The 15,166-nt window shown below is 66.4% G+C and carries 13 protein-coding genes; 1 reads left to right on the plus strand and 12 read right to left on the minus strand.

Features of this window, described 5'->3' with window-relative positions:
- Nucleotides 1-52 precede the first annotated feature (52 nt).
- Nucleotides 53-1,222, plus strand: coding sequence for a methionine adenosyltransferase (gene metK / locus OXG83_04850; GenBank protein MCY3964346.1), 1,170 nt, complete (start codon nucleotides 53-55; stop codon nucleotides 1,220-1,222).
- A 3-nt stretch (nucleotides 1,223-1,225) separates the two neighbouring features.
- Here metK and lptF read toward each other — a convergent pair whose 3' ends face one another.
- The 12 genes from lptF to OXG83_04910 all read right to left on the minus strand — a co-directional run bounded on the left by lptF (nucleotide 1,226) and on the right by OXG83_04910 (nucleotide 15,158).
- A complete protein-coding gene (gene lptF, locus OXG83_04855) occupies nucleotides 1,226-3,664 on the minus strand; it encodes an LPS export ABC transporter permease LptF (GenBank protein MCY3964347.1) in 2,439 nt (812 codons plus the stop codon).
- 188 nt (nucleotides 3,665-3,852) lie between these two features.
- Nucleotides 3,853-4,686 carry a ParB/RepB/Spo0J family partition protein gene (locus tag OXG83_04860; protein MCY3964348.1) on the minus strand — a complete coding sequence of 278 codons (834 nt, stop codon included), beginning with the start codon at nucleotides 4,684-4,686 and terminating at the stop codon, nucleotides 3,853-3,855.
- Between the two features lie 22 nt (nucleotides 4,687-4,708).
- Nucleotides 4,709-5,290, minus strand: a complete 582-nt coding sequence (locus OXG83_04865; GenBank protein MCY3964349.1) for a bifunctional nuclease family protein — start codon at nucleotides 5,288-5,290, stop codon at nucleotides 4,709-4,711.
- A complete protein-coding gene (gene miaB, locus OXG83_04870) occupies nucleotides 5,287-6,645 on the minus strand; it encodes a tRNA (N6-isopentenyl adenosine(37)-C2)-methylthiotransferase MiaB (GenBank protein ID MCY3964350.1) in 1,359 nt (452 codons plus the stop codon). The genes OXG83_04865 and miaB overlap by 4 nt, the downstream gene beginning before the upstream one ends.
- 13 nt (nucleotides 6,646-6,658) lie before the next feature.
- Entirely contained in the window at nucleotides 6,659-8,455 is a 1,797-nt protein-coding gene (gene ptsP, locus OXG83_04875) for a phosphoenolpyruvate--protein phosphotransferase (protein MCY3964351.1), read from the minus strand.
- Complete coding sequence (locus OXG83_04880) at nucleotides 8,452-8,721, minus strand: HPr family phosphocarrier protein (protein ID MCY3964352.1); 270 nt, start codon at nucleotides 8,719-8,721, stop codon at nucleotides 8,452-8,454. Before OXG83_04880 ends, ptsP begins: the two co-directional genes overlap by 4 nt.
- Complete coding sequence (locus tag OXG83_04885) at nucleotides 8,718-9,149, minus strand: hypothetical protein (protein MCY3964353.1); 432 nt, start codon at nucleotides 9,147-9,149, stop codon at nucleotides 8,718-8,720. The genes OXG83_04880 and OXG83_04885 overlap by 4 nt, the downstream gene beginning before the upstream one ends.
- Nucleotides 9,149-10,042 (minus strand): RNase adapter RapZ, encoded by an 894-nt coding sequence (rapZ, locus tag OXG83_04890; protein MCY3964354.1) that lies wholly within the window; start codon nucleotides 10,040-10,042, stop codon nucleotides 9,149-9,151. The genes OXG83_04885 and rapZ overlap by 1 nt, the downstream gene beginning before the upstream one ends.
- A complete protein-coding gene (locus tag OXG83_04895) occupies nucleotides 10,035-10,490 on the minus strand; it encodes a PTS sugar transporter subunit IIA (protein MCY3964355.1) in 456 nt (151 codons plus the stop codon). Before OXG83_04895 ends, rapZ begins: the two co-directional genes overlap by 8 nt.
- Nucleotides 10,491-10,502: 12 nt before the next feature.
- The gene (rpoN, locus tag OXG83_04900; protein ID MCY3964356.1) at nucleotides 10,503-12,077 is read right to left on the minus strand and encodes an RNA polymerase factor sigma-54; all 1,575 of its coding nucleotides are present in this window, start codon (nucleotides 12,075-12,077) and stop codon (nucleotides 10,503-10,505) included.
- A 58-nt stretch (nucleotides 12,078-12,135) separates the two neighbouring features.
- Nucleotides 12,136-12,879: an LPS export ABC transporter ATP-binding protein gene (lptB, locus tag OXG83_04905; protein ID MCY3964357.1), complete on the minus strand. Its 744-nt coding sequence runs from the start codon at nucleotides 12,877-12,879 to the stop codon at nucleotides 12,136-12,138.
- Complete coding sequence (locus OXG83_04910) at nucleotides 12,876-15,158, minus strand: hypothetical protein (protein MCY3964358.1); 2,283 nt, start codon at nucleotides 15,156-15,158, stop codon at nucleotides 12,876-12,878. Before OXG83_04910 ends, lptB begins: the two co-directional genes overlap by 4 nt.
- Nucleotides 15,159-15,166: the final 8 nt, after the last annotated feature.

The raw sequence follows: 15,166 nt of genomic DNA on the forward strand, positions 1-15,166 counted from the left end.
AACAGAGAGTTGACGACACCTGATGCCGATGAGTTGGTATGGTTCGCTGCCGATGCGCACTGGTGCGAGTGGAATACGCCGTCTGTTCACGTCCGAGTCGGTGACCGAGGGTCATCCCGACAAGGTCGCGGATCAGATCTCGGATGCCGTGCTCGATGCGGCGCTCCGGCGCGATCCTGAGGCCCGGGTAGCGTGCGAGACGCTGGTGAGTACGGATCTGGTGCTGCTCGCGGGCGAGATCACGGTTCGTTCCGGCGGCTCCGACATCGACTTCGAGGCGGTGGCCCGGAAGACCATCCGGGACATCGGCTACACGGACGCCGGGGTTGGATTCGCCGCCGACGACTGCGAGGTGCAGGTCCGGCTCGATCCGCAGTCCGAGGACATCGCGCTGGGGGTCAACACCGGCGGCGCGGGCGATCAGGGTCTGATGTTCGGCTATGCGTGCCGGGAGACGCAGGAACTCATGCCCCTGCCCATCGATCTCGCCCATAGCCTGACCCGGCGGTTGGCCGAACTGCGACGCTCGGGCGAGCACGAGTGGCTGAGACCGGACGGAAAATCCCAGGTCACTGTGCAGTACGACCAGAACGGACAGGCCTCCCGCGCGCACACGATCGTCGTATCGACGCAGCATGCGCGAGAGGTTGGGCAGGAGGAGATCAGGCAGGTCGTGCTCGAGCAGGTCGTACGGGTGTGCGTCCCTGACCGCCTGTTGGACGAGGAGACGATCCTCCACGTGAATCCCACAGGTCAGTTCATCGTCGGCGGTCCGCAGGGGGACTGCGGGCTCACGGGCCGCAAGATCATCGTCGACACCTACGGAGGAGTCGGCCACCACGGCGGTGGGGCCTTCTCTGGCAAGGATCCGACGAAGGTGGACCGCTCAGCGAGCTATATGGCGCGCTACATCGCGAAGAACCTCGTTGCCGCCGGCATGGCGGATCGTCTCGAGGTCCAGTTGGCCTACGCGATCGGAGTGGCCGAACCCGTTTCGGTGCATGTCGACTCGTTCGGCACGGCACGGGACGGGCTCTCGGACCGATTCCTCGAGGAACTCGTACGCAGCGAATTCCCACTCCAGCCTCAGGCGATCATCGAGGCGCTCGACCTGCGGAAGCCGCGTTATCTCAAGACGGCGGCCTACGGCCACTTTGGTCGAGCCGAGTTCCCCTGGGAGCGCACCGACCGCGCCGCGACCCTGCGTCGGGCCGTTGCCTAGCAGCTAGGTCCTCACGCCCAGGAACAGGTAGAGCGCGAGCGTCCCGAACAGCGCGTTCGGGCTCCACGCAGCGATCACGGGAGGCAGTGCCTCCGACTGGCCAAGGGTCACGAACACGCTGATCACGGTGTAGTACACGATGCCGAGCATGATCGAGATGCCGATTCCGTAGAGCGCCCCCTGGCGGCCGAGTCGGAAGGCGAAGGGCAACGCGACCAGTCCCATCACCAGGCACACCACGGGCAGCGCGGTCTTGTTGTGGAGTTGCATCTGAAGCTCCGGGACGGAGTTGCCGGCGGCCATCAGATCCTCCACGTACAGTTTGAGTTCGCGGCGGTTCATCTGGTCGGCGTACTTGATCTCGGTGTCGAAGAACTCCGGTTCCTCGGGCAGATCGACCGGTTGAGGGCCTGCGAAGCGGTTGCTGTTGGTGATCGCGAGACCGTCAAAGTCCCGCACCCAGGCATCGACCAGGTGCCAGCCGCCGGGCTCGTCCTGGCCTGGCTGCACGTAGCGGGCCGTCGCGGCGTACAGGCGACCTATCAGGCGGTGCTCGGGGTCGAAGCGGAACACCTGCAGGCGTTGCAGAGTGCGCCTGGCCGCGTCGTAGTGGCGGTAGTTGTAGATGTAGCCGCCACCGGTGTCGTCCTGGGCGTAGCGCCACTGGCGGTCGGCACCGTGGTAGGTCTTGATCGGTCCCGCATGTCCACGAATCCGGTCGTACAATTCGGCGACCTTGGCGTTGGAAGCCGGCAACACCGAGTTCTCGAGGGTCGCGCTGAGCAACGCGATCCCCGCCGCGGCGACCAGGGCCGGCATGGCCAGCCGGAACAGGCTGAAGCCGAGGGCCTTGGCGGCCACGACCTCGTTGCGCTGCGAAAGGAGGCCGAAGGTGACCAGCGTCGTCACGAGGACCAGGATGGGCGCCACGTCGTAGAAGATCTGCAGCGAGAAGTAGGTGTAGTAGACGGCGAAGACGCTCGACGGGACGTCGTGCTCGAACATCTCGTCGATGTGCTGGGTGAAGTCCGACACGATGTAGATGGCGAGGGCCGCGATGACCGCAATCAGGAAGACGCGCAGGAAGACGCCGAAGATGTACCGGTCCATGACGCCCGGGAAGCGCAGGCTCAGGGGCTCGATCCGCAACCGGAGCCGGGGTCGGGTGGGGGAGCTGCCCGCCGCCAGGGACTGGGTCTGGGCCCGTGCGAGACGATCCTCCAGCGCCCGCTTCCGGCGGCCCCTGACCTGTCTCCGCCGACCGAGGTGCAGGATACGCCGCCATAGGTGCTCGCGGAGGTAGCGATCGACCGCGCCGATCATGAGGCTCTTGTCGCGGTTTCTACGCCAGAGGAGAAACGTGCCCAGAACGACCAGGAGGATGTTCGGCGCCCACATCGCCAGCCAGGGAGGGATCTGCCCGTTGACGGCGGCTTCTTCTCCGTTGCCGAGCATGACGTAGTAGAAGAGGAACATCGTCACCGAGATCAGAAAGCCGGAGGACCGCCCGGTGCGGCGGTTCCGGAAGCCGAGGGGTATCCCGTAGAGGCCGAACACGAGGCAGGCCCCCGGAATCGCGAACTTCTTGTGGATCTCGACCAGGGCCTTGTTGCGTTCTTCTTCCGGAAGTCCCGGTTCCGCGGCGCGCTCGACCAACTCCGGGAGGGTGATCGAACGCACGTCCTTCGCAAGCACCAGTCCCTCGCTATGCCGGAACTGGCTGTCCTCGATCGCGATGTTCGCATCGCGCAGACGCTGCAGCCGGTAGGTGCTGGGGTCGTTCGTGTCCACTTCATGCACGTCCGCAACACCGAACATGAGGACCGGTGGTCGACCGTTCCCCGGAGTCACGTCGATGCTCCCCGTCTCGCCAACGATGACCTGCTGCTCGGGGCCTGGAACCGCGTCGGCCAGGAAGACGCCCCGCCAGCCGTCCCCGTTCTGGTGCGACTCAAAGACGTACAGGACACGCCCTTGCAGGCCGTCGTAGAACACGCGGGGCTTGACCTGCTGGTTCACGCTCCGTTGCAGAATCGCCAGCTGCAGTTCGAGCGTGGCCTTGTTGCCCGCCGGCAGAGTTACGGTCATCAGGTAGGTGGTCACCGCTGCCAGTAGCAGACTCATGACCAGGATCGGCCGGTAGATTGAGAACAGGCTGATCCCCGAGGCTCGCATCGCGACTAGTTCGCTGTCCGCGGCCATCCGGCCCACGGCCAGAAGGATCGCGAAGAGGAACGCCATCGGGATCGTCAGGACGATTATCTGCGGCAGGGCGTAGCCGAGGAGCCGCAGCACGACACCGACGTCGACGTCCCTCTCGATGATCAGTTCCGCGAACTGGAAGAGCTTCTGCAGCAGAGCCAGAAAGGTGAAGACGAGGAGGCCCAGGCTGAGGGGCCCGATTGTCTCGCGCAGGATGTAGCGGTCGAGGAGGCGGAACATCGCGGAACTTGCTCCCGCTCTGATTCTGACCGATCGACGGCTCCCGTTCCCGTCAAGCGGGGCGATTGGGCCTCCACAGCAGTTCTCGGTGCGTGCTCACGGGGATCATGGAGTTGACATAATGGACATTATCAGACGCCCGATACCACAAGCGCCAGCGCACCGTCCGTCCAGCTGGGCAATCTCCCCTAGAGAATCGGCGTCCGGTCCCGCTCGCGCCGTAGCGCCGCGAGAACCTGTTCGAGGGCGGCGATCAGATCAGTCTCCTCGACAACGCGCTGGCGGAAGGTCAGGGACACGCTGTAGCGCTCGTCAGGGGCCTGGAAACGGAACACGTGCGGCTTCGGGCCGCGTGCGTCCTCATCCATCGGCTCCGGCGATTCCGTCGGGCGCTCGTCGGGCGGTCCCGCGGTTCGACGCTCGCGCACCTCGTCTCGCACCTGGGCTCGTTTGAGGTCGAACTCGGCGATGCGTTCGAGCATCTCGAGCATCTCGCTTTCGGAGGACAGTCTGAGCACTTCCAGGAGAATCGACTTCCTTGCCGATACGCCCAGCGCGACGGCCCGTTCGCGAACGGTTCGTGGCAGTCGCAGCAAGGCCAGCGACTCGGTCACGCTGACCCGGGAACGGCCGACCGCGGCGGCGATCTGCTCGTGCGTGTAACCGTGCCGCTCAACCAGCGCGTTCAGGCCTTCAGCCTCTTCGAATGGGGTCAAGTCGACTCGCTGGAGATTCTCGACCAGTGCGATTTCGAGGGCCTCGCTGCGCGAGACGTCCATCTCGATCAAGGGGATCTCGCGGATCCCGGCCCGCTGGGCGGCGCGGAAGCGCCTCTCGCCGGAGATGATCCGGTACCTTTGCCGTCCGAAGTCATCGGGGCCTGCCTGCGGAAGCGGCCGCGCCAGGATCGGCTCCAGAACGCCCTTCGTCCGGATCGAGGCAGTCAGCTCCTCCAGACCTTCGAGGCGCCGTCTGGGTTGGTCCGGGTCCGGCTCGATCCGGGATAGAGGAACGATCTTCACGAGGCGCCCCCGGCTACATCAGCTACATCTCGTACTTGCCGAGGGTCTTCGGATCGAGCTCCTCGAGCCATTCCTTCATCTTCTCCTCGTCCATGCCGGCCGTCGGGGCCTCGCTCGCGTCCCCCTTCTTCTTCACCCGCTGCCTGACGCGGGCGAGATCGGCGACCGACTGGCGCACGAAGAGCGGCGCTCCGGCGCGGAGGGCGAGCGCGATGGCGTCACTGGGCCGGGCATCGAGAAGGCGGTGCTCGCCGCTGCGTTCGACGAGCTCGACGACCGCCAGGAACGTGTTGCCCTCGATCGCCCGGACGACGACCTCGATCACTTCCGCGCCGACCAGATCCAGAGCGTTCTTCAACAGGTCGTGGGTCATGGGTCGGCCCGGATCCTTGCCCTCGATGGCGAGTTGAATCGCTCCGGCCTCGAAGATGCCGATCCAGATCGGGACGACGGAACTCTCCTTCGCGTCCTTTTCCTGCAGCCGCAGAATGACGATCGGCTGGTTGGAGTTCGGTTCCATCATCAGGCCGTGAACCTCCGCCGGAATCTTGCGATCCACCGTGTTCTCGCCTGCCCCAGGGTTCCGGCCGCCTCCCGTCGTCATGCCGGGCATCCTACGCCAGACCCATCCACCAACTCGCCGAGCAGCGAGTGGTCGTAGGCCTCGAGAGTCCGAATCCGCGTCAATGCACCGGCCCTGACCGGCTCGCCTTCGACCGGGAAATGGACGATCCGGTGACAGTCGGTTCGTCCGGCCTGATGACCCGGACGCCTGCTCCAGCCGGTGACCAGAAGATCGAACTTCCTTCCGACGAGCTCCTCGTTCAGCTCGCGCTGGATGGCCGACTGGACCGCGAAAACGCGCTGGAGCCGCTCGTCGGCGACTTCCCGGGGAACCTCGTCCGCCGCGGGCAACCGGATGGCGGCGGTATGCGGTCTGGGGCTGTACTTGAAGGCGAACACGGAGGCGAAGCGCACGCTCTCAACCAGGTCCAGGGTACGCCGAAAGTCCTCGTCGGTCTCTCCCGGAAAACCGACGATGAGATCCGTGGACAGCGCCAACCCGTCGCGGGCGGCACGAAGCCGCGCGACCAGACCGAGATACTCCTCCACCCTGTAGCCGCGCCCCATGCGCTTCAAAACGCGGTTCGAGCCTGACTGCACCGGAAGATGCAGGTAAGGCGAAATGTTGGTGTGGCTGGCGACGGCGGCGACCATCTCGTCGGTGAAGTCGCGCGGGTAGGAGGTCACGAACCGCAATCGCTTCAGGCCCGGCAGCACCGCGACCTCGTTCAGCAGGTCGGCGAAGTCCAGACTTCGGCCGCTTCCGAGGGGCCGCGCCGGCTCGCGCCAGTGGTTCACCGTCTGGCCAAGCAGCTCCACCTCGACGAAACCGTAGTCGATCAGGTGCTCGATCTCGCGCAGAATCTCGGCCATCGGCCGACACCTCTCGGGGCCACGAGTGTTCGGCACCACGCAGAACGTGCAGCGCTTGTTGCAACCCTCGATGATCGTGACCATCCCCTTGTGGACCGTGTCCCGGCTGACGGCCTCGAAGTCATACGGCCGCTCCTCGGGAAACCCGACCGCAAGGACGCGCTCACCACGCCGGCTGCGCTCGATCACGGATCCGATCTCGCCGACCCGGCCGGTACCGACAACGAAGTCGATGTCGGGGTTGCGCCTCAGGGCTTCTTCGCCCTCCTGCTGCGCGACGCAACCGCAGAAACCAATCCGGAGCTTCGACCGTTCCCGCTTCAGCAACCGGTACTCCCCCAGCCGGGAGTAGGACTTCTGAGCGGCCTTCTCGCGCACTGAGCAGGAGTTCAGCAGAATCAGATCCGCCTGCTGCAGCTCGCGCGTCGGCAGCAGGCCCTGCTGCATCAACTGGCCCGCCATGCGCTGGCTGTCCAGCTCGTTCATCTGGCAGCCCCAAGTCTCGATGTAGAAGCGCTCCACGGAGCGGAGACTACTACCCGATCCGCACCGGTACGCGGTGGTGCGCAACCGCCGCGCCTGACTCGCCGAGCAGGTCCCCGACCTCTTCGGCCGTCGACGCGGCGACGCAACGGCGCGCGAGTTCCTCCGCGTCGCAGATGTCGAGCGAACGCACGACCTCCTTGACCCTGGGAATGCCCCGGGGACTCATCGAGAGCTGCCTCAGGCCCAGCCCGAGCAGGAGCGGCACGCACTCCGGGCTGGCCGCGATTTCGCCGCACAGCGCCACCGGCACCTGTTGCCTCCGGCCCGCCTCGACGACGAGCTGGATCATTCTCAAGACCGCAGGGTGCAGCGGTTGATAGAGGTCCGCCACATGCTCGTTCGTGCGATCGACGGCCAGCGTGTATTGGATCAGGTCGTTCGTGCCGATGGACAGGAAGTCGACCTCCGCGGCTAGCTGGCGGGCAATCAGCACGGCGGCCGGTACCTCCACCATGGCGCCGAGTTGAACGTGCCGCCGGTGCTGGGCGCCCTCGGCCTCGAGTTCTGCGCAGACGTCGTCGCAGAGACGGCGCAACTCCCGGATCTCCTCGACCGCGGTCACCATCGGTGCCAGGATGCGCAGGTTGCCGAAGGACGCCGCTCGGAACAGTGCGCGCAACTGGGTGCGGAAGACGTCCGCGCGGGCGAGGGTCAACCGAATGCCCCGCTGACCCAGCACCGGGTTCTCCTCGTCCTGGGGTACGAGGCCGCGCGCGACCTTGCCGCCGCCGAGGTCCAGGGTCCGCACCACCACCGGCTGCGGCGCCAGCGCCTTGAGGAGCTGGCGTACAACTCCAACGTGCTCCTCTTCGGAAGGCAACTCGGCGGGAGTCTTGTCGAGGACCAGAAACTCGCTGCGGTAGAGACCGATGCCAGATGCGCCGAAGCGCCGCACGTCGTCCAGCTCCTCCGGTAACTCGACGTTCGCGAGCAGTTCGACCTCCGCTCCGTCGACGGTTCGGGCCGGGAGATCCCGGGCCGCGCTCGACAACGCCTCTTCGCTCTGTCGCCGCCGGCGCTGGAGGTTGCGGTAGCGGTCGAGCGTCTCCGGCGTCGGGTGCAGGGTGAGACGTCCGTCCTCCCCGTCCACGATCACGGGATCATCGTCGGCGACGCGGTTCGTGATGTCGACGATGCCGGTGACCAGGGGCACGTCCAGCGCGCGCGAAACGATGGCGGTGTGCGAGTTTGCGCCTCCGACCTCGATCGCGAATCCAACCGCCCCGCGGCGTCCCAGGCGCAACACTTCGTCTGGAGTCAGCTCGTGGCTGACGACGACGACGCTGTGGTCGAAGTCCTTGCCGATGCCGGGCGAGGACCTCTTCCCCGCCAGCGCCCGCAACAGATAGCGGGTCACGTCGCGAAGATCCTCGCCCCGCTCGCGCAGGTGCTGGCTCTTGACCTGGGCGAACTTCTCTCCCAGGTCGTCAGCCACCGCCTGCACGGCCCACTCCGCATTGACCCGATCGCTGTAAATCGTCTGGTCGATGCGCCGAGCGAACGACGAGTCCCGAAGGATCACGGAGTGGGCATGAAAGATGGACGCCAGATCGGTGCCGAAGGTCTCGGCGATCCGGTTCTCGGTGGCCTCGAGTTCGGCCTCCACGGTGCGGACCGAGGCGCGGAAGCGCTCCACCTCGCGGTCCAGGTCGCTCGTCTGGATCGGTACCCGCAGGACCTCTACACCGTGGCCGCGAAGGCAGACCGCGGGGCCGATAGCCACTCCCGGAGCGGCGGCGGCGCCCTGGAGCGTCTCCTGCGTTTTCGGGCTGTTCGTCTGGCTCATGACTCCTCGCCGAACCGGGACTCGATCAGGTTGCAAACCGCCGCCAGCGCGTCCTGCGCGTCCTCGCCTACGCAGCGAACGGTCAGCCTGGAACCCCGTCCGGCTCCCAGCAGCAGGACGCCCAGGATGCTGCGCGCCTCGGTCTCGCGCCCGGCCACACGCAGCACGACGTCGGATCGGAACTGCTTGGCCGTCTGGACCAGTCTGGCGGCCGCGCGTGCGTGCAGCCCGAGCTCGTTGACCACCTCGACCACTCGCTCCATCACTTTGACTTCCGAACGGTGCCGCTCGCGGCGAGCTGGATGCTCCGACGTCCGTTGCTCCAGATCCAGTCCGCCAGGTCCGGCAGGTCGAGATCCGGCGCTTCGCAGCAGAGGCTCAGCACCATCGGCAGATTGACGCCGGTCACCACGGCGGCGTTGGCCGTTACCGACGCCCGCAACGCGCTGTTGCAAGGTGTGTTTCCGAACATCTCGGTCAGGATCAGAACGCCTGCTCCGTGCTGCTCCTCCAGGAGGCGAATCCTGGCCTCGATGAGGTCGGCCGCCTCCTCCGCGTCGGCGTGCCAGTCCACGCAGAGCACCGAGACCGGCACCGGACAGTTGTCCCGATCCTGGCCGGAGATGGCGCGTGCGGAGTCGAGCAGCCGCTGGGCGAGTTCGCCGTGCGAAACGATGAGCACGGGGACGGCCATCAGGTGCCCGACACCCTCGAACGGTTGCGCTCCACGTCCCGGTGCTGCAAACGGATCTGCCAGGCATCCGCGGCCAGCCGGTCCGCCATGGCCTCCGAGACCGCGACCGATCGGTGCCGCCCGCCAGTACACCCGATGCCGACCGTGAGGTAGCTGCGGTTCTCGTCACGGAATCTCGGCAAGAGATACGAGAGCAGGCTCTCCAGTCGGTCGACCAGTTCGGCGAACGCCTCATGGCCATGCAGAAAACCCTGGACCGCAGGGTCGGTTCCCGGCTTCTCGCGCAGTTCGGAGACGAAGTAGGGGTTCGGCAGGAACCGCACGTCGAACATCAGATCGACGCCCGCGGGAACGCCGAACTTGAACCCGAAACTCACGATGTTCACGGTGAGTCCGCCAGCATCGCTCGAGGCGAACTGGTCGTAGATCGCGGCGCGGAGCTCATGGATCGTCGAGTCGGTCGTGTCGAACACGCGGGCGGCACGCCCCCGCAGTTCGAGCAGCATCTGCCGCTCCCGCCGAATACCGTCGATCACACGCTCCCCTTCGCCGGTCAAAGGATGCCGACGGCGGGTTTCGGAGTACCGCCGGACCAGTACGTCGTCGGAACTGTCGAGGAAGATCAGCACCGGCTCGACCAGGTCCGGATCCGCCTCGTCGAGGAGGCGCGGCAGTTCCTCAGCCAGGCCGGGTGTGCGCAGGTCGGTGACCAGGACGATCGGATCCAGTCCCGGCGCGGCGAGGGCCGGCTCGCGCACGAGGTGCCTCAGCAGGGGCAGCGGCAGATTGTCGATGCAGTGATGGCCGAGGTCCTCGAAGCATCGGGCGACCGTACTCTTGCCCGAACCCGAAAGGCCGGTGATCACGAACAGGCGGACTGGTGACTCAGACACGCCCGTTGGCGCAAAGCAGCTCGTAGATCTCCTGCGGTCTGGACACCCTGCGCAGGCGCTCGCGGCCGCCGTTGCTCACCCATTCGGAAATCGCGGCCAGCGCCTTCAGGTGCCGGCCGGCGCTCTCGCGGGGCGAGAGCAGCACGAAGAAGAACCGGACCGGAAGGCCATCGTCGGCGCCGTAGTCGACGCCGCGCTTCGACACCGCGACCGCCAGCACGATGTCCCGCAGACCAGGGATTCGTCCGTGCGGAATCGCCATGCCGCCACCGACCGCCGTCGACCCCAACTCCTCCCGCTCCCGAAGGGCGGACAGGATCACATCCTGGTCCGAGAGACCGAGAACACGGCAGATCCGCTCGGTGAGGGTCCGCAAGGCGCCGTCGCGGCTTTTCGCCTCGACGTCGGAGAAGATGAGTTGCGGCTTCGCCAGACTTGCCAGATCCATCTCAGGCCCGTTTCAGAAGATCCGTCGACGATCGGTCGAAGACGGAATACCGAGTTCATCCCGGTACTTGGCGACCGTTCGCCGGGCGATGTTAATGCCGTCCTGCTGCAGTTCGCGCGTGAGCGCCGAGTCCGACAAGGGCTTGCGGCTGTCCTCCTCACCGATCAGGTCGCTCAGCATTCGCTTCACGGTCAGCGAGGAGATCTCGCCGCCGCGAAATCGATCGATGCCGCTGTGGAAGAAGAACTTCATCGGGAACAGGCCGCGCGGCGTATGGATGTACTTGTTGGACACCACGCGGCTCACCGTCGACTCGTGCATGCCGATGTCGTCGGCCACGTCGCGCAGCACCATGGGCCGCAACTCGTCGAGACCGTGATCAAAGAACTTCCGCTGCTGCCTCAGAATCGACTCGGCGACCTTGTAGATCGTTCTCTGCCGCTGGTCCAGGCTCTTGATGAGCCACATCGCAGACCGCATCTTGTCCTTGAGGAAGTCCCGGGCCTCCGTCTGGTCGCCGTCCCGCTGCATACGCTGCAACATCCTCCGGTAGGCGCGGCTGATCCGCAGCTTCGGCAGGCCGTCGTCGTTCAACTGGATGGCCCACTCGCCGCCGGTCTTGAGCGCAACGACGTCGGGCTCGACGTACTCGGTACGGTCGTTCGAGAACTGCCGTCCCGGGCGGGTCTCAAGGGCCTTGATCTCCTCCACCGGTGCCTCGAGGTCCGCCAGGGGGACGCGCAAGCGCCTCGCGACGAGCCGGAACTGTCGCCTGGTGAACGGCCCCCAGCATTCGCGGACGATGCGGTACGCCAGGCCGTCCGTGGCCTCCCTTGCCTCGAGTTGCGCCAGAAGACACTCCTGGAGCGTGTGCCAACCAACGCCCGGCGGGTCGAAACCGCGGACCAGTTCCAGGGCCCGCTCCACCCCCTCGAGGCGGTAACCGGGGACCGGGACCAAACGGGGCTCCAGCTCCAGGCGGTAGGCCTCCGCCTCCCCTTCCTTCGCTCCCAGGAGGCGAATCTCCTCGACCGACGCCCGCAGGAATCCGTCCGCGTCCAGATTGCCGATGATCAGCTCGGCGACCTCCCGTAAAGCCGGTGACGTATCGGACATGCGCAACTGCCAGAGCAGATGGTCGTACAGGTCGGGTTCCCGGCTGAGACTGTTCTCGAACGGGGAGATCTCCCGGCTCTCGAAGGTGTTCGCAACCGTCGAATCGGGCCCGAGGTAGTCGTTGAAGTACGCATCGAGGTCGATGTCGTCCATGGCGGGCTCGTCTTCGTCCGCCGGCTCGGGATGGTCGGCCGCCGCCTGTTCCTCGGCACCGTTCATCTTCGCCGCTTCCTCGGCCGTGTCGGCGGGAGCATCGCCATCCGCCCCGGCAGCAGCCTGGACACTGGCTCCCTCCTCGGTGTCCTCCTCCTCTCCCTCATCCTCGAGCACCGGGTTCTCAACGATCTCCTGGTTGAGCACGCCCTCCAACTCCAGGCGGGTCATCTGCAACAGCTTGATCGCCTGCTGCAGCGCCGGCGTCATGACCAGCCGTTGAGCCAGCTTGAGTGAGAGCCTCTGTTGCAGCACCATCGACGGTCCCCCAGCAAGACCAATGCCAAGTTGACGCTATCACCTGGCGACCGCTTCTCTAAAGCGTGAACTCGGCGCCAAGATAGATCTTGCGGACCGTCGGATCGGCCGAGAGTTCGGCCGGCGTCCCCGTACGGAGGATTCTGCCATCGTTGATGATGTACGCGCGGTCCGTGATCTTGAGCGTCTCCCGCACGTTGTGATCCGTGATCAGAACACCGATGCCCATGTCACGAAGCTGCCGGATGATCGCCTGGATGTCGAGTACCGCGATGGGATCGATGCCGGCGAACGGCTCATCGAGGAGGATGAAGCTGGGACTGATCGCAAGCGCGCGGGCAATCTCGAGCCGCCGCCGCTCGCCCCCGGAGAGCTGGTTCCCCCTGGAGCGCCGGACGGCTACAAGGTCGAAATCTCCGATCAACTGGTTGATCCGGCGGCGCTGTTCGGCGCGGCCCAGGCCGATGGTCTCGAACACCGCCCGCAGGTTGCCCTCGACCGACAGCCGCCGAAACACCGACGGTTCCTGAGGTAGATAGCTGATCCCCTGCTGCGCCCGCAGATACATGGGAAGGTCCGTGATGTCCACGTCGTCGAAGAACACGCGGCCGCCATCCGGTCGGGTCAGGCCGACCACCATGTAGAAGGTCGTCGTCTTGCCGGCGCCGTTCGGACCCAGCAGACCGACGACTTCGCCCTGACCAACCTCGATCGACACATCCTGGACGACTGACCGTCCCCGATAGACCTTCCGCACATCCTGCGTCCGGATGCGATGGCTGGAAGCCGGCCGTTCGGTCACGGGTCGCCGGCTCCGGCAGCCGCACTGCCGGACGGCCCCATCTCGTAGCGGCCATCGTCTAGCCAGTAGATCAGGCGCGTTCCTGTCCAGCGGTCCTCGCCCTTGCGGACGACGACGTCGCCGCTGAGCCGGATCACTCGTTCCGCCAGAACGTAGACGACCCGGTCGGCGCCGGCCGAGAGATCCTCGGCGACATCCTCGAGTCGAGCATCCCCCAGGCAGTACAGCGCCCGCGCCTCCACTTCCCCCGAGTCGGCATCCACGGCCGCCGTCTCCACCGTCAACTCGTCGCAACCCAGACGCTGATCTCCCACGGCCGCCGAAGCACCGCCGGTGTAGCGCAACTCGCCGTCGTCCTCCGAGAAACTCAACCGCTCCGAGGCCACACGCCACTCTTCGGCGTCGACGTCGACCTCCGGACGGCCGGCCTCCGTTGGCACGACCACCGGCGCCGCGCGCCAACGCGTCTGAACGCCACCGCTCGCCAGAAGACGTTTGCGGTCCGCGCTGACCCGGAGTTGCGCGGCGACCAGGTGGTACTCCCCGACGAACGCCTCGACATCCCCGCGAAACAGACTCCCGTCCTCCTCGCAAAGAACGGCTTCCTTCGACTTGATCGTGGACGGGCCGTCCGCCGGATCCCCGCCGGCCAGCGGCAACGCGCCTCTTCCGTCTTCGTCGGTCCCACGAAGGGTGATCGTGACGCCCCCACTCGCCTCAGAGCAGGCCGCGGCCTGATCGAACACCACGTGCGGCGCCTCGAGCTCTCCCTCGGCCAGCAGCAGCTTCCCCGGTTGCCCGGAGAACTCGACTCGCCTGGTGGACGGATCGATCGCGGCCCGATCCGCGAGCGCGCGGACGGCCTCCCGACTCGTATCCGTCAGTTCCACGTTGCCTTCGAGATCCAGCGCGATCAGAGCGCCGCCGCTGTCGAAGCGGCCGCTGGCGACGCCGCTCGAGGCCCGCCGCAGCGGCTGGCTTCGCCCTGGAATGTGCTCGTCGAGCACGACCCTCCCTCTTGACTCGAACTCCGCCGGTATCCCGTCGACAAACGTGAAGGCAAGGACCTGGGCGCGAAGACGTTGCCTGGAGCCATCTCCGTAGTCGATGCGCAGCACGCCCGGTCCTCCCCGGTTCGAACCGCTCAGAAGAAGCTGGCTCGGGCGCTGGGCGGGGTCGAAGCCCACATCCAGCGCGTCGCCGATCAGAACCAGCATCGAACTCTCGACGTTCAGCTCGCCGTCGGCCGTCCCTGGTCCACCATTCCCGCCCGGCGCCTGTAGCACGATGTCGCCACGGGCCTCCAGCGCCGCTAACGCATCTCCGGACTCCCCGTCCATGGCGAGCTTCAGAGAGCGCGCGACAAGGTGCAGGTCGCCGAGCCGCGTCGTCGTTCCGCCCCTTGCGGTCAGGATGCCCTCCTCCCACTGATACTCCAGGGAAGGAGCTGCCAACCTCAGGGGCTCTCCCGACTCGCCGAACTCCATCACCGCGTCGCCGGCGGCCCTCATCCGCCCTTCACGCCACCGGTACTCCAGCGTCTCCGCGCTCAGGGACAGCGGCCGCGGCGCCTCGTCGGTCTCGCTGGCCACCGCGGTTCCCGTCACCGTGGCGCCGCCCCTGAAGTTCGCCACCTCCTGACGGAAGTCGAGCCGCAGGCCGTCGCCAACGGCGGTGAGGCCTTCGAACGTGATCCTGCTGCCGTCCGCACCCGTAAGGACCATGCCGCCCTCAGCCAGGTCCATCCAGTCCGTAGAGACCCCGAGGCCATCCGTTCCCTCGAGCGACACATCACCCTCCAGATGCGTCGCGTTCGTGACCTCGTTGTACGTCGCTCCATCCGCGTGCAGGCGGTAGTGGTCGTCGCCCCGGGGATAGTCGACGGCTACCTCCTTCAGCACCACATTGCCCTGATCGTCGGAACTCGTCCGGGCACCCCGAATCCGGAACACCTCCACGCCTTCACGCTCAAGCGTCGACTCGAACTGCTCCGCGCTGAGCTGGACCGTCTCGGGGTCCTCCACCGCGACCGCGTCCGGCCCCGTCTCTTCCTCGCCTTCTTCCTCGGCCACGAGAGAAACGCGCTCCTGGCGTTCGCTCAGGAAGATCGTGGCGAGACCGGCGACGCCGGCAATCAGGAGGGTCAGCAGAAGCGTCCTCAAGACCCGCGTGCGGCGTTGCCGACGCCGCCCGAACTGCACGTCCCTCCGGCCGCCGGGACGGTAGACGGACTCCTGACCCGGCGCCTCGTCGCGCCCGGAGGGCGTCTCGGTGCTCACGCGGGGAG

The sequence above is a fragment of the Acidobacteriota bacterium genome (genome assembly GCA_026707545.1).
Taxonomy (GTDB): Bacteria; Acidobacteriota; Thermoanaerobaculia; order Multivoradales; family Multivoraceae; genus Multivorans.

Bases quoted from the DNA above. Each gene is read 5' to 3' on its own strand.
- metK (MCY3964346.1), top strand. From the start codon at position 53: ATGCGCACTGGTGCGAGTGGAATACGCCGTCTGTTCACGTCCGAGTCG.
- lptF (MCY3964347.1), bottom strand. From the start codon at position 3,664: ATGTTCCGCCTCCTCGACCGCTACATCCTGCGCGAGACAATCGGGCCC.
- OXG83_04865 (MCY3964349.1), bottom strand. From the start codon at position 5,290: ATGACGACGGGAGGCGGCCGGAACCCTGGGGCAGGCGAGAACACGGTG.
- ptsP (MCY3964351.1), bottom strand. From the start codon at position 8,455: ATGAGCCAGACGAACAGCCCGAAAACGCAGGAGACGCTCCAGGGCGCC.
- OXG83_04885 (MCY3964353.1), bottom strand. From the start codon at position 9,149: ATGGCCGTCCCCGTGCTCATCGTTTCGCACGGCGAACTCGCCCAGCGG.
- OXG83_04895 (MCY3964355.1), bottom strand. From the start codon at position 10,490: ATGGATCTGGCAAGTCTGGCGAAGCCGCAACTCATCTTCTCCGACGTC.
- rpoN (MCY3964356.1), bottom strand. From the start codon at position 12,077: ATGGTGCTGCAACAGAGGCTCTCACTCAAGCTGGCTCAACGGCTGGTC.